This is a genomic window from Paraburkholderia sp. JHI2823, from assembly GCF_038900695.1.
GTDB classification, from domain to species: domain Bacteria; phylum Pseudomonadota; class Gammaproteobacteria; order Burkholderiales; family Burkholderiaceae; genus Paraburkholderia; species Paraburkholderia mimosarum.
Window position 1 is genome coordinate 263,245 of record NZ_JAYMRY010000001.1, and the last position, 14,127, is coordinate 277,371.

Genomic DNA, 14,127 nt, shown 5'->3' on the forward strand with positions numbered 1-14,127 from the left:
GTATCCATCGGCACTCCCTGGCTGTGCATATGCAGGGACACCGGTACGCATGTTTCTCTTTCGCACGCTTTTTAGCGCGCGCGTTATCGCCTCCGGCGCTTTCAGCGCTCTCAGCGCTCTACACGACCGTACTGGTCGTCGAAGCGCACGATGTCGTCTTCGCCCAGGTATCCGCCCGACTGCACCTCGATGATCTCCAGCTGCGTCTTGCCCGGATTCTCCAGCCGGTGCTTCACGCCAAGCGGGATGTACGTGGACTCGTTTTCCGCAAGCAGGAAAATCTCCTCGCCGCGCGTGACGCGCGCCGTGCCGCGCACCACGGTCCAGTGCTCGGCGCGGTGGTGATGCATCTGCAGCGACAGGCGCCCGCCCGGCTTCACGACGATGCGCTTGACCTGGAAGCGTTCGCCCCGATCGAGCGAGTCATAGCAGCCCCAGGGCCGCTCCACACGGCGGTGGTGCTGCGCGACCTCGCTGCGTTGCACGCGCAGCTTGTTCACGACGGCCTTCACGTCCTGTACGCGATCTTTGGCCGCGACCAGCACCGCGTCGGCCGTTTCCACCACCACGACGCCGTGCACGCCCACGCAAGCCACGAGGCGCCCATCCGAATGCGCGAAGGTGTCCGTCACGTCTTCGAGCATCACGCGGCCGCGCGCCACATTGCCGCTCGCGTCCTTGGTCGACGCCTGCCACACCGCGTCCCAGGCGCCGACGTCCGACCAGCCCGCCACCAGCGGCACGACCACACCCGCGAGCCGTGCGTCCGAGCCGACCGACTCCATCACCGCGTAGTCGATCGAATCGGACGGGCACGCGGTGAGCGCGTCCGCGTCGAGATGCACGGTGCCGTCGGCGTCGACGACGGCGGCCTCGAACGCCGCCGCGCATTGCGCCGCGATGGCCGGCCGGCAATGCGCGATCGCGGCAAGCCATACCGATGCACGCGCGACGAAAATGCCGCTGTTCCAGAGGTAATCGCCGCAGGCGAGGTAGCTCGCCGCCAGCTCGGCGTCGGGCTTCTCCACGAAGCGCTCGATCCGGCGCGCGCCGCTCGCGCCCAATGCGACGCCCGCGCCGATGTATCCATATCCGGTTTCGGCGCGCTGCGGCGGCACGCCGAGTGTGACGATCGCGCCGCGCGCCGCGTACGCCACCGCTTCTTCCAGCGCGGCGGCAAAAGCCGCGCGATCGGCAATCAGGTGGTCCGCCGGCATCGCAACGAGGATCGGGTCGCTGTCGCAAACGGCGCCTGCGTCGTCGCTCGTGAGCGCCGTCTGCTGGGCACTGCGCGCCACCAGCGCCGCGAGCGTCAAGGCGGGCGCCGTGTTGCGCGCCACCGGCTCCAGCACGACGCGCGCGGGCTGGCCGCTGCGGCTGAGGCGGTCGGCGGTCATGAGCCGAAGTTCCTCGCTGCTCACGACGATAGGCGCGGCCTTGCGGATCACCGAGCCCGCCTGCGCGTACACGCCGTCGAGCCGCCGCACGGTCGCCTCGAGCAGCGACTCGCCGTCGAGCAGATCGATCAGCTGTTTCGGACAATGCTCGCGCGAAAGCGGCCAGAGGCGCGTGCCCGAGCCACCGGCCAGCACCACGGGCTGAACGATCAGTGCGACTTCGCGTTCATTGGCTGCCGAGAGCAGGCCGGCAGGCGTCACGAGCTGGTTCATGCAGTGTGCTCCCCGTTGAAATACGCCGGGTCGCGCAGGCGATCTGCGCCGCTTCCTGTTGGCGATCTCGCCCGAAGCATCGCGCGCCTCCCGGACCTCTCAGACGTCTGCGGTCTCTTAACCTCCGAGACCTTTTACGGGCTTCATTGGACCAAAGCTCACCGAACCACTCTGTACGTATACCCACATTGATCGCACGTGCCCAGGCGAGCGCACTCGCGGCGCGACGTTTCACCGTCGAACGTTTTTTTGCGAGGAACGCATGCGTAGCAACAGAACTGAATCAAAAACCCTGATTTTCCGCGTAGCCGCCAATAGCAGACCAGAGCTTCCCGCGTCGATGTTTCAGTAAGGAGCCATTTCTGAACGTCTCCAGCCGTGCGCTGCAAAAATCAATGAAATCAGCGGCTTGCGCCTTACAAAAATTCGCTGCGCACAGTGATGCAACGCAAAATGGCCGTACAAAACTGAAACAAAAACGCGGCGTTATACCGCGCTGCATCATGGACGCATCGCGCCAGCCCGCATGCAGACGTGGTTTCGCTGCCGCTGGCACATACCCTGCTAAAGAGAGATCGCCACACGAGCGCAGGCGCGAACGAACGACACCGCGCGCGGGAGCACGCAGGGCTATGGGGCCGGCACGACGAACACAAGAGCCGTACGGGAAACGGCGAACAAAAAACAGTTCGCGGACGGAATCAAAAAACAGGAGGCAGCGCGAGCCGCCTCGCACGAGGACCAGTCATGTTAACCCTTCAATCCGATCTTCACGGCAACCATTTGCTGGGCGCCCTCCCGTCGCATGAATGGCAGGCTCTCGCCCCGCACCTCGAACTCGTTCATCTGCGCACCGAACAGCTGATCTGCGATTCCGGCCAGCGCATTCATCACGTGTACTTCCCGACCACTGCGATCATCTCGCTGCTCTCGACGATGGAAGACGGGAGCTCGGTCGAGATCGCCGCGATCGGCCGCGAAGGCATGTCGGGCGTGCCCGTGCTCACCGGCGGAGAGACGATGCCCAACCGCGTGCAGGTGCAATGCGCGGGCTTCGCCTATCGCATGAGCGCACAAGCGCTCAAACAGCAGTTCGCACGCTCCGACTTCCTGCGCCGCCTCATGCTGCTTTATATGCATGCGCTGCTCACGCAGGTCGCGCAGACCGCCGCGTGCAATCGTCATCACTCGCTCAACAAGCAGCTGTGCCGCTGGCTGCTGATCGAAGTGGACCGCGTGGCGTCCAACGATCTCGCCGTCACGCAGCAACTGATCGCCGACATGCTCGGCGTGCGCCGCGAGGGCATTACCGAAGCAGCGGGCAAGTTGCACGACGAAGGCCTCATCCATCACAGCCGCGGCCATATCCGTGTGCTCGATCGCGAGGGCCTCGAAGCCCGTGCCTGCGAATGCTACGGCCTCGTTCGCCGAGAGTTCGACCGGCTGCTGCCGCGACTGCGCCAGGCCGAAACCGTCGAGTGAAATCAAGCTCGCGCGCGTTGGCATTGCCCGCCGCGAGCTTCTCCCTTCGACGTCTGCGCGCAAAGCGTGCCTTTCGTGGCACGCTTTTGCGCATCTGGATGCCTCGTCTCCATCATGACGAAGACAGTCGAGCGAGATCGAGTGCAGCACAAACATAGAGGATAACGAAACAATCGAATCCGGTTCAGTCGGAGAGAGAACAGGGAGTACCCTCTTCTCTCCGGCCTCGCGGGATTCAGTGTGTCGAAGGTGCCAGCGCCTGGGCAAGCGGCAACGGAGGCAGGTTCTCGGGTTCGCGCACGAACGGGTCGGCCGGTTCCTGGACCTTCGCATCCGTCCTGGTATCGGCGTTGCGCAATCGCACCGACGCGCCGTCGTTCTTCACGACCTTGCGGTTCCCGCCACAGGGATGATCGGTCAGTGCAGCCGCCTCGCGGAAGTCGTCCACACCCACGCTGCGCCTGCAAACAACGACACCTCCGCAGCAGCTAGGCGCGACATTGCGTTCGGCAGGCCAGCCAGGCCTGCCGGAAAAAAGAGCGGCAGCGTACAGGCAAAACCTGCCGCAGCTACCGCCCGCGCGAGGTCGCTCAGGCCTTGCGGTATTCGATGCGCTCGACGCCGGCTGCGCCGCCGAGCAGGCAAAGGTCGGCGCCGCGCGCAGCGAACAGACCCACCGTCACTACGCCCGGCCATGCATTGACATGCGCCTCGAGCGTGCGCGGGTCATTGATGTGCAAGCCTTTGACATCGAGGATCTCGTTGCCGTTGTCAGTGATGAAGGGCGAGCCGTCCTTCTGGACGCGCAGCACCGGCACGCCGCCGAGCGCCGTGACGCGGCGGCCGATCGCCGTGCGCGCCATCGGCACGACTTCGATGGGCAGCGGGAACTGCCCGAGCACGTCGACGCGCTTGCTCGCGTCCGCGATGCAGACGAATACGTCCGACACCGATGCGACGATCTTCTCGCGCGTGAGCGCGCCGCCGCCGCCCTTGATCATGGCGCCAGCGCCGTCGATTTCATCGGCGCCATCCACATATACGGGCAGCGATTCGATCTCGTTGAGATCGAAAATCTTGAAGCCATGCGCTTCGAGGCGCGCGGTGGTGGCGACGGAACTGGACACGGCGCCGCGATAGCGGCTCTTGCTCGCGGCGAGCGCGTCGATGAAACAGTTCGCGGTGGAGCCCGTGCCGACGCCGATCACGGCGCCTTCCGGCACGTTCGCGTTGACATAGTCGGCGGCGGCCTGGCCGACCAGTTGCTTGAGTTCGTCTTGAGTCATGGGAGTACAGCCCGAGGAGGGGAAAAACGGGGAATCTGCGTAGTTTACCGGAGATGCGGGCACGGGCTGCCCGCATCTCGCGGATCACGCGTAAGGCGATCAGCGCGCGGCCGAGCGCTGCCGCACCGCTTCGAACAAACAGACGCCCGAAGCGACGGACACGTTCAGGCTCTCGACCGTGCCCGCCATCGGAATCTGCATGACTTCGTCGCAGGTTTCACGGGTGAGGCGGCGCATGCCCTCGCCTTCGGCGCCGAGCACGATTGCCACCGGGCCATCGAGCTTCGTCTCATAGAGGTTCGCGCTCGCGTCGCCGGCGGTGCCGACCACCCACACGCCCGCGTCCTTGAGTTCGCGCAGGGCGCGCGCGAGGTTCGTGACGGTGATGTACGGCACGGTGTCCGCCGCGCCGCTCGCCACCTTCGCGGCCGTGGCGTTCAGCCCGACGGCGCGGTCGCGCGGCGCGATTACCGCGTGCGCGCCGGCCGCGTCGGCTACGCGCAGACACGCGCCGAGATTGTGCGGATCGGTCACGCCGTCGAGCACGAGCAGCAGCGGCGAGCCCTGGATGCCGTCGAGCAGCTCCGCGAGGTTCTGGGCGAGCGCCAGATCGCGCACGCGGGCCACCACGCCCTGGTGACGTTCCGTATGAGCGAGGCCCCAGAGGCGCGTTTCGTCGGCTGCGATCACGCGCACGCCGGCTTCCTTCGCGGCGTGCAGGAAGTCCTGCATGCGGCGGTCGCGGCGCGTCGGATCGTAGTAGACATCCTCGACCGTGGACGCGTCGTGCCGCAAACGCGCGGTCACCGCATGAAACCCGTAAAGAACCTTGAGACGTGACATGACTGAGACAACCCCTGATGAACGGTTCGCGGCGCAGACACTGCGCCGCCGACAACCCTGATACAGCCGGCCGCGCGATGCGTTCGGCGCTTGCGCGTCACGCCCGCAACTGGCAAGCGAGGCGTGGCACGCAAGTGAAAAAACCGGGCACGCGCTCGGCGGCGCGGCCCGGACATGAAACGGCGGCGGAGCGCGGCAGGCGCCCCGCTTAACGCTCAGCGCTTCTTGCGCGACGGCTGTTTTTTGGCCGTCGACTTGGCGGCCGAACGCTTCTTCGCGGTCTTGGCTGCGCCGCGCGCCGCGCGCGCCTCCTTGACCGCGGCGCTCGGCGCCGGCGCGGCTCGCTTCTGCCGCGCGGCGTCGCCGCCCGCTATCGCGCGCACGCGCGGACCGCCTTCCATACCGCCCTTCTCGGCCGGCATCGGCCGGCTGCCACCCGCCTTCACGGGCGTATCGCGCACGAGACGGAAGTCGATCTTGCGGGCATCGAGATCCACGCGGCTCACCTGCACGCGTACGCGATCCGAGAGGCGATAGCGAATACCGGTGCGTTCGCCGCGCAGCTCGTTCTTGATCTCGTCGTACTGGAAGTAGTCGGAGCCCAGCTCCGTCACGTGCACGAGACCTTCGATGAAGAGCGCGTCGAGCTGCACGAAAATGCCGAACGACGTCACGCCGCTCACCATCCCGCCGTATTCCTCGCCGAGCTTGTCGCGCATGAAGTAGCACTTGAGCCACGCCTCGACGTCGCGCGAGGCTTCGTCGGCGCGGCGCTCGTTTGCCGAGCAGTGCAGGCCCAGTTCTTCCCAGATCGCCGTGTTGCTCCCCCGGGCGCGCCGGCCGCGCTTCTCTTCGTCCTCGGCCTGCAACGCGCGCGCGCGCGGCGAAAGCGCGGTGTTGAGCTCGACGCCCTCGGGCGCGTGCGGCTGATACTTCTTGCCCTGCAGGATCGCGTAGATCGCGCGGTGCGTGAGCAGATCGGGATAGCGGCGAATCGGGCTCGTGAAGTGCGCATAGGCCTCGTACGCGAGCCCGAAGTGCCCGATGTTGTCCGGGCTGTAGACGGCCTGCTGCATCGAGCGCAGCAGCATGGTCTGCAGCATCTGCGCGTCGGGCCGGTCGCGGATGTGCGCCATCAGCGCGGCGTAATCGCTCGCGTGCGGCGTGTCGCCGCCACCGAGCGAGAGCCCCATGCCGCGCAGGAAGGTGCGCAGATTCTCGAGCTTTTCGGCGGTCGGTCCCGCGTGCACCCGATAAAGGCCGGGGTGCTTGTGGCGCTTCATGAAGTCCGCCGCGCAGACGTTCGCGGCGAGCATGCACTCCTCGATCAGCTTGTGTGCGTCGTTGCGCTGACGCGGCACGATTTGCTCGATCTTGCCCTGCGCGTTGCAGACGATATACGTCTCCGTCGTATCGAAGTCGATCGCGCCGCGTTTCTGGCGCGCGGCGAAGAGCGACTTGTACACGCCGTAGAGGTTCTGCAGTTGCGGCAGCAGCGCCGCGCGGCGTGTCGCCTCCGGTCCCTTGGTGTTCGTGAGCACCGCCGCGACTTCGGTATACGTGAGGCGCGCGGCCGAGTGCATGACACCCGGATAGAACTGGTACGCCTTGATCTCGCCGCGCGCGGTGATCACCATGTCGCACACGAGCACGCAGCGATCGACGTGCGGATTGAGCGAACACAGCCCGTTGGAGAGCTTCTCGGGCAGCATGGGAATCACGCGGCGCGGGAAATACACCGAGGTGCTGCGCTCGATCGCGTCGATGTCGAGGCCCGTGCCGGGCAGCACGTAATGCGAAACGTCGGCGATCGCGACGATCAGGCGGAAGCCCTCGCCGCGGCCGACCTGGATCGGCTCGCAATAGACGGCGTCGTCAAAGTCGCGCGCATCTTCGCCGTCGATGGTGACGAGCGGCACGTCGCGCAGGTCCACCCGATAGCGGATGTCGGCGGGACGCACGGCGTCGGGCAGCTTTGCGGCTTCGTCGAGCGCGGGCCTGCTGAATTCGTGCGGCACGCCGTACTTGCGCACGGCGATCTCGATCTCCATGCCGGGATCGTCGATGTCGCCCAGCACTTCCATGACGCGACCGAGCGGCTGCGAATGGCGGCTGGGGAAGTCGGTCAGCTCGACGACCACGACCTGGCCGACCTTGGCCTTCTTGGGATTCTGCGTGACGAGAATGTCGTGGCCGATGCGCTTGTCCTCGGGCGCGACGATCAGCGCGCCGTTCTCGTTGAGCAGACGCCCGATCACGCTGCGATTCGCGCGGTCGGTGACTTCGACGATATGCCCTTCCGGGCGGCCGCGCCGGTCATAGCCGACGATGCGCGCGAGCACGCGATCGTTGTGCATGACCTTTTGCATTTCGCCTTGCGGCAGGAACAGGTCGTCCTGTCCGTCGTCGCGTACCAGGAAACCGTAGCCGTCACGATGGCCCTGCACGCGTCCCGCGACGAAACTGGAGGGATGGGCGAGCTGGTAATGGCCGCGCGAATCGAGCCGGATCTGCCCGTCGCGCTCCATGGCGGCGAGCCGCCTGAAGAATCCTTCGCGCTCCTGGCGCTTGATGGAAAGCGCCTCGGCGATATCGTTCGCGGTGCACGGCGAGTCGCTGGTCCGCAGCACGCCCAGGATTTCTTCGCGGCTGGGAATCGGGTACGGATATTTGCTCAAGGGCTTGTCGATGGTTGTTCTCGTTGCGTGGACGTCGGATTTCGCGCGACCCAAATTTGAGATACGAATGTGCAATATGTGCAATCCATCCGGGCGGCGCCCCGGTCTTCGAGTGCTGCAATCCGCCGGCCCGCGCGAGGACATCCACTCGCACCGCGATGCGCCCGCGCAAACCCGGGAGACCGCTTACGTTCGCCGGCGGAACTGCTGCGAGGCATTCTAACACTCGCATCGCACCCTAAGAGCCGCGCGAGCGGCGTCGCGGCGTGCCGAACCGGCCACGCCGTGCGACCGACGAAGCATCGGAAACCGCATTCCGTAGCGCAACACAAAACGCTTGACAGACACATTCGGCCCGCTATAATGGCGGTCTTTGCTGCACGACACACGTTGAACAGCAAACGACACCTTGCCCAGGTGGCGGAATTGGTAGACGCACCAGGTTCAGGTCCTGGCGGTGGCAACACTGTGGAGGTTCGAGTCCTCTCTTGGGCACCAGATTCAAAGGCCGGCTTAGCGCCGGCCTTTTTCATTCGTGTCGGCGCTTTATGGCGATGCGCTCGAGGACGACTGCGCCGATATCGCCCGAAGCGCAGTGGTCATCTTCCCGCGATGAAGATATTTTGAAAAGAATTATTGACAACCGAATTCAAACGCGTCATAATTTTTTTCTAGCTTGAAGACGTGCCCAGGTGGCGGAATTGGTAGACGCACCAGGTTCAGGTCCTGGCGGTGGCAACACTGTGGAGGTTCGAGTCCTCTCCTGGGCACCATGTGAAGTTCCATAAACTTCCATCGGAGTCTTCAAGTCATTGAAAAAGCCCGCAAATTGCGGGCTTTTTTGTTTTTTGACACCCTATCGAAACTCATTGCCCGGCACATTCAACGTTCGCGTTCGCTCCAGACCGCTACGCCTGGGCGCGCCTCGTCGGCCACAACGACCGCAACACGGGCACGAACCGCAACGCAGGTGGTAGCCCCATCCTTGCCGCACTGCAAGCCGGAATCGATCTTCATCGCAGCGAACTCGACGGTGCCAGCATCGGCATCTATGGCGCGATGGGCCACAGTCACGGCGCGGCCGATCATATCGACGCCACCGGCACCACGACGCGCGCCGACAACATCAACTTCACCGGCTACTGCCTGGGACTCCGTACGGCACCTGGCTCGAAGACCACGGCGGCTATCTGGACGCCGCGCTGCAAGGCAGGGAGTCTATGGGCATCCACCGCGACGACGACAGGTTCTGGCACGACTGGCAAGCTCTGCCGTGGCACGCGTCAGAGGCACGCCAACATCCGGGATGCGGACAGCGAGGCGAGGTATCCCCCCACAGAAGAAACTCCGAAGGACAACTACAGGATTTGGGTGCAGCGGACCCAGGAGCTTTACGATGGCAGAATCCAGCCTCGCAAATTCACGCTATTGGCCACTGGAATCCATCGAGATTCATGGACGTTTGCGATGGAAAACACCGCGCCTGGCGCCAAACATTTGCTAGTCGGTTTGCGAGTACCCACAAACAAAAAACCCCGCAGAACCTGAATTCTGCGGGGTTTCGCCGCCATGACTGGCGGAGACGGAGGGATTCGAACCCTCGATCCAGGTTTTGGCCCAGATGCTCCCTTAGCAGGGGAGTGCCTTCGACCTCTCGGCCACGTCTCCCGAAAACTTCGTTCGCGCCAGGGAGGCAGCGCAACGAAGCCAAGATAATAGCGGGTTAGCGCGTCCCGGTCAATTCATACGACGCTTTTTTTGCGAAGTTTTTTCTGCAGGCGCGCAACGGATGACGCTCGTGGCGTCAAGACTACGCAGACACGCAAGGCGCCTGACAGAACACCAAAAGCCGGACACGAAAAAGCGCGAATTACGCGTGCTCGAGATCGAACGCCTTATGCAGTGCGCGGACCGCCAGCTCCATGTATTTCTCGTCGATCAGCACCGAGATCTTGATTTCGGAGGTCGAAATCATCTGGATGTTGATGCCCTCTTCCGAGAGCGTGCGGAACATCTTGCTCGCCACACCCACGTGCGAGCGCATGCCCACGCCGACCACCGAGACCTTCGACACCTTCGGGTCGCCCAGTACCTGCTCGGCGCTCACGTGCCCCTTCACCTGGTTGGTGAGGATGTCCATCGCGCGCTGGTAGTCGCCGCGGCCCACCGTGAACGTGAAGTCGGTCTTGCCGGCCACGCTCTGGTTCTGGATGATCATGTCGACGTCGATGTTCGCGTCCGCCACCGGGCCGAGGATCTGGTACGCGATGCCCGGCTTATCGGGCACGCCCATCACGATGATGCGGGCCTCGTCGCGCTGGAACGCGATACCCGAGATGACTGCTTTTTCCATGGTCTCGTCTTCTTCAAAAGTAATCAGGGTGCCCGATTTCATTTCCTCGTCGAGGTTCATCATCGGGTCGGTCAGGCTGGAGAGCACACGCGTCTTTACCTGATACTTACCCGCGAATTCCACCGAGCGGATCTGCAGCACCTTCGAGCCGAGGCTGGCCATTTCCAGCATTTCTTCGAACGTAATGCGGTCGAGCCGGCGTGCGTCGTCGACCACACGCGGATCGGTCGTATAAACGCCGTCGACGTCGGTGTAGATGAGGCATTCATCGGCCTTCAGCGCGGCTGCGACCGCCACCGCCGACGTGTCCGAGCCGCCGCGGCCGAGCGTGGTGATGTGGCCTTCCGGGTCGATACCCTGGAAGCCCGTGATCACGACCACCTTGCCAGCGTCGAGATCGGCCAGCACGCGGTCGCCGTCGATGTCGTTGATGCGCGCCTTGGTGAACGAGCTGTCGGTTTTGACCGGGACTTGCCAGCCGGTGTAGCTGATGGCGTCGACGCCGGCTTCCTGGAGGGCGATCGACAGAAGGCCGACGCTCACCTGCTCACCGGTCGACGCGATCATGTCGAGTTCGCGCGGGTTCGGCTGCGGCGAAAGTTCTTTCGCGAGACCGAGCAGACGATTCGTTTCGCCGGACATTGCCGAAGGCACGACGACCATCTTGTGGCCAGCCTTGTGCCACTTGGCGACGCGCCTGGCGACGTTCTTGATGCGCTCCACCGAGCCCATCGAGGTGCCGCCGTATTTGTGTACGATGAGTGCCATTGTCGTTCTGAACTGGAGATGTTACCGCGCTGGCGCACTGGAAGACCGCGCCGCCCGGAGATTCACGGCCGTGGCGACGGCTTCATGCAGCGCGTGCAGCACGCGCGGGTTTTGCCTCAGGGGCGCGAAGCCCGGCGCATCGTATCGATGCGCGCATGGCCCAGGTTGTCCCTGGCTCTCGCGCCCTGCCCGCATGCCGCTATGACGTCCCTGCAACCGTCGGGTACCGCTCGAAGGAAAAATCGCACCTTCACGACACGGGCCGCTGTTGGCGGCGTTGGTGCACAAGCCGCTTTTGGCGGCGTCCGTGCACAGCCGCTTTTGGCGGCGTCCGTGAATGCGAAAAAGCGCGCGAAAAAAGCGGGCTGGACAAACGACTTACACTACCCGATCGGGCTCAAAATTACAAGACGCAACGGGCTCGCCGAAGACGAAAAAGGCTTGCGCGGCAAGCATTTGCGGGGGAAAGATCGACCGTTGCGGCACGATTTAACCGGACAAGGCCACTCGCGCTGCGAAAAAAAGTGCGCGACTGCCAGCAGGATCATGCGACCAGCAAGTCCTCGCGCCATTCGATGCGGCGCCACCTCGCGCCCTGATCGATCGGCAAAGCACCGAACGCCGACCTGTTCACGCCGATACCGGGAACGAACAGCAACGTCTCGCCCGCGAAGAGGAGCGGCACGTCGCGCTCCCACGCCGGCACGCCGCGCAACTGAAACAGATTCTTGAGCGTGCGGCTCGACTTCGCCGCTTCGTCGCGCAGGCGCTCGCCACCGCTGCGCTCGCGCGCGATCAGCGGGGCGCCCGCCAGCACGTGCTCGGGAACGGAATCGGGATCGTCGGCAGTCGCGGGGGCAAAGACGTAGGTTCCGCGCCACGCTGGCAGGCGCCAGATTTCCTCGCCGCTCCAGTTCAACGACACCGGCGCGCGCGATGCGCGTTTCCCCGTGCCCTCGCCTTGCCCCCCGGCGCGCGCATGCTTGTCGTCCGCGTGTGCCATTTCCCAGAACACGCGTCCGCGATACGCGCGCAGCCGGCGTCCCGCATGATCGACGCGCAACGCGTGCCCGTTTCCGTCGTCGCGCGCGACTTCGCGTAACTGCCGCAGCATGTCCGCAAGCCGTCCAGCCGAGGCCGCCGGCATGCCGAGCGTTCGCATCCAGTAGCGCAGCAGGTTGAGCGCGCGCGCGTCGTCGCGCATGATCAGCGCGGCGTGGGAAAGCGCGCTGCCGCCTTCTCTCCCAATCTCGCGTAAATCGATATGGGCAAGCTCGTCGAGCAAACGCTGCGACGCGGCCGCATGCGCCGCCGTGCGCGCGAGCGCGTCGCGATAACCTGGAAAATGCGCGGAGAGCGCCGGCATCACGTCGTGACGCAAGGCGTTGCGCGCGTAGCGCGTATCGTCGTTCGACTCGTCGTCGATCCAGTTCAGGCCATGCGCGCGCGCATAGCGCTCCAGTTGCGCGCGCAACAAAGGCAGCAAGGGCCGCATGCGCGCCACGCCGTTCGCGCTCATGCGCGCCGGCGCCATCGCCGCGAGCCCAGCGAGACCGGCGCCGCGTAGCAATTGCAGCAGGACCGTCTCCGCCTGGTCGTCCGCATGCTGGGCGAGCCAGAGCGCCTGCGCGCCGTGCGCCTCGCACATCGCGTCGAGTGCGCGGTAGCGGGCATCGCGGGCTGCGGCTTCGACGCCCGCCGCGTCGTCGCGCGCGACCTCGACGCGCCGCGCGTCGAACGTCACGCCGTATGCGCGTGCCGTCGTCTCGCAATGCGCGAGCCACGCGTCTGCGTTCGGACTGAGCCCGTGATGGACGTGCAGGGCGACGAGACGCGCTGCTCCCGCCGCGCGCACGGCGGCATCGAGCAGCACCGACGAGTCGAGGCCGCCGCTATACGCAATCGCGATACGGGCATCGACGGGAAGCGTGGAAAGCACAACGCCGAGCGCATCGAGAACGATGCGCCCGGCGTCGGATTCGGGATGGTCGGTCACGGCACGAATGCGCCGGCAGACATTAAACGCGATGACGTCGCGCGCCTTACGCGCCCGGCGTCGTTTCCTTGAACTTGCCGTAGGCCATCAGGCGCTCGAAGCGGCGCTCCTTGAGGTCGGCGATGCTCATGCCCTGGAACTGGCGCAGCGAATCGGCAAGCGCGCGGCGCAGAAGCGCGGCCATGCCCTTCGGATCGCGATGCGCGCCGCCGAGCGGCTCGTTCACGATCTTGTCGATCAGACCGAGCGCCTTCAGGCGATGCGCCGTGAGGCCCAGCGCTTCGGCGGCTTCCGGGGCCTTCGCGGCGCTCTTCCAGAGGATCGACGCGCAGCCTTCCGGCGAAATCACGGAATAGGTCGAGAACTGCAGCATCATGACCGTGTCGGCCACCGCGACGGCGAGCGCGCCGCCCGAACCGCCCTCACCGATGATCGTCGTGATGATGGGCGTCTTGAGCTCGGCCATCACGTAGAGATTGCGGCCGATCGCCTCCGACTGGCCGCGCTCTTCGGCGCCGATGCCCGGGTAAGCACCCGGCGTGTCGACGAACGTGAAGATGGGCAGACCGAACTTCTCGGCAAGGCGCATCAGGCGCTCGGCCTTGCGATAGCCTTCCGGGCGCGGCATGCCGAAGTTGCGCGCGGCGCGCTCCTTCGTGTCGCGGCCCTTCTGATGCCCGATCACCATGCACGCCTGGCCGTTGAAGCGCGCGAGGCCGCCGACGACGGAGAGGTCGTCCGCAAACGAGCGATCGCCGTGGAGTTCGTGAAAATCGGTGAAAAGCTCGTGCACGTAATCGAGCGTGTAGGGACGCTGCGGATGACGCGCGATCTGCGAAACCTGCCACGGGCTCAGGTTCGCGTAGAGATCCTTCGTGAGCTGCTGACTCTTCTTCGACAGCCGCTCGATTTCTTCCGAAATATCGACGGCCGAGTCGTCCTGAACGAAGCGCAGTTCTTCGATCTTCGCTTCCAGTTCAGCGATCGGCTGTTCGAAATCCAGAAACGTGGTCTTCATGTGTGGGAATCCTTCACTTTGCGGCAGCGCGTA

The 14,127-nt window shown here is 64.9% G+C and carries 10 protein-coding genes and 3 tRNA genes; 3 read left to right on the forward strand and 10 right to left on the reverse strand.

Annotation, left to right across the window (positions count from 1 at the left end):
* Positions 1–110: 110 nt before the first annotated feature.
* A complete protein-coding gene (locus tag VSR34_RS01340; RefSeq protein WP_342961688.1) occupies positions 111–1,670 on the reverse strand; it encodes a mannose-1-phosphate guanylyltransferase/mannose-6-phosphate isomerase in 1,560 nt (519 codons plus the stop codon).
* 747 nt (positions 1,671–2,417) lie between these two features.
* Here VSR34_RS01340 and VSR34_RS01345 point away from each other — a divergent pair.
* Positions 2,418–3,152 carry a Crp/Fnr family transcriptional regulator gene (locus VSR34_RS01345; RefSeq protein WP_342961689.1) on the forward strand — a complete coding sequence of 245 codons (735 nt, stop codon included), beginning with the start codon at positions 2,418–2,420 and terminating at the stop codon, positions 3,150–3,152.
* A gap of 235 nt (positions 3,153–3,387) precedes the next feature.
* Here VSR34_RS01345 and VSR34_RS01350 read toward each other — a convergent pair whose 3' ends face one another.
* The 4 genes from VSR34_RS01350 to rnr all read right to left on the reverse strand — a co-directional run bounded on the left by VSR34_RS01350 (position 3,388) and on the right by rnr (position 7,959).
* Positions 3,388–3,600 carry a hypothetical protein gene (locus VSR34_RS01350; RefSeq protein WP_028209995.1) on the reverse strand — a complete coding sequence of 71 codons (213 nt, stop codon included), beginning with the start codon at positions 3,598–3,600 and terminating at the stop codon, positions 3,388–3,390.
* Between the two features lie 142 nt (positions 3,601–3,742).
* Entirely contained in the window at positions 3,743–4,438 is a 696-nt protein-coding gene (rpiA, locus tag VSR34_RS01355; RefSeq protein ID WP_342961690.1) for a ribose-5-phosphate isomerase RpiA, read from the reverse strand.
* A gap of 99 nt (positions 4,439–4,537) precedes the next feature.
* Positions 4,538–5,281: a 23S rRNA (guanosine(2251)-2'-O)-methyltransferase RlmB gene (gene rlmB, locus VSR34_RS01360; RefSeq protein WP_028209997.1), complete on the reverse strand. Its 744-nt coding sequence runs from the start codon at positions 5,279–5,281 to the stop codon at positions 4,538–4,540.
* A 215-nt stretch (positions 5,282–5,496) separates the two neighbouring features.
* Positions 5,497–7,959, reverse strand: a complete 2,463-nt coding sequence (rnr, locus tag VSR34_RS01365) for a ribonuclease R (protein ID WP_028209999.1) — start codon at positions 7,957–7,959, stop codon at positions 5,497–5,499.
* Positions 7,960–8,370: 411 nt separating this feature from the next.
* Here rnr and VSR34_RS01370 point away from each other — a divergent pair.
* Both VSR34_RS01370 and VSR34_RS01375 read left to right on the forward strand, forming a co-directional pair.
* Positions 8,371–8,457 (forward strand) — tRNA-Leu (locus tag VSR34_RS01370).
* Between the two features lie 188 nt (positions 8,458–8,645).
* Positions 8,646–8,732 (forward strand) — tRNA-Leu (locus VSR34_RS01375).
* Positions 8,733–8,841: 109 nt separating this feature from the next.
* Here VSR34_RS01375 and VSR34_RS01380 read toward each other — a convergent pair.
* The 5 genes from VSR34_RS01380 to VSR34_RS01400 form a co-directional block, all read right to left on the reverse strand.
* Positions 8,842–9,048, reverse strand: a complete 207-nt coding sequence (locus VSR34_RS01380; RefSeq protein ID WP_342961691.1) for a hypothetical protein — start codon at positions 9,046–9,048, stop codon at positions 8,842–8,844.
* 485 nt (positions 9,049–9,533) lie between these two features.
* Positions 9,534–9,627: transfer RNA gene (locus VSR34_RS01385), tRNA-Ser, on the reverse strand.
* A 202-nt stretch (positions 9,628–9,829) separates the two neighbouring features.
* Positions 9,830–11,080 (reverse strand): aspartate kinase, encoded by a 1,251-nt coding sequence (locus VSR34_RS01390; RefSeq protein WP_028210001.1) that lies wholly within the window; start codon positions 11,078–11,080, stop codon positions 9,830–9,832.
* Between the two features lie 544 nt (positions 11,081–11,624).
* A complete protein-coding gene (gene tilS / locus VSR34_RS01395; RefSeq protein ID WP_342961692.1) occupies positions 11,625–13,076 on the reverse strand; it encodes a tRNA lysidine(34) synthetase TilS in 1,452 nt (483 codons plus the stop codon).
* 46 nt (positions 13,077–13,122) lie between these two features.
* On the reverse strand, positions 13,123–14,094 hold the full coding sequence (locus tag VSR34_RS01400) for an acetyl-CoA carboxylase carboxyltransferase subunit alpha (RefSeq protein WP_028210003.1): 972 nt from the start codon (positions 14,092–14,094) through the stop codon (positions 13,123–13,125).
* Positions 14,095–14,127: the final 33 nt, after the last annotated feature.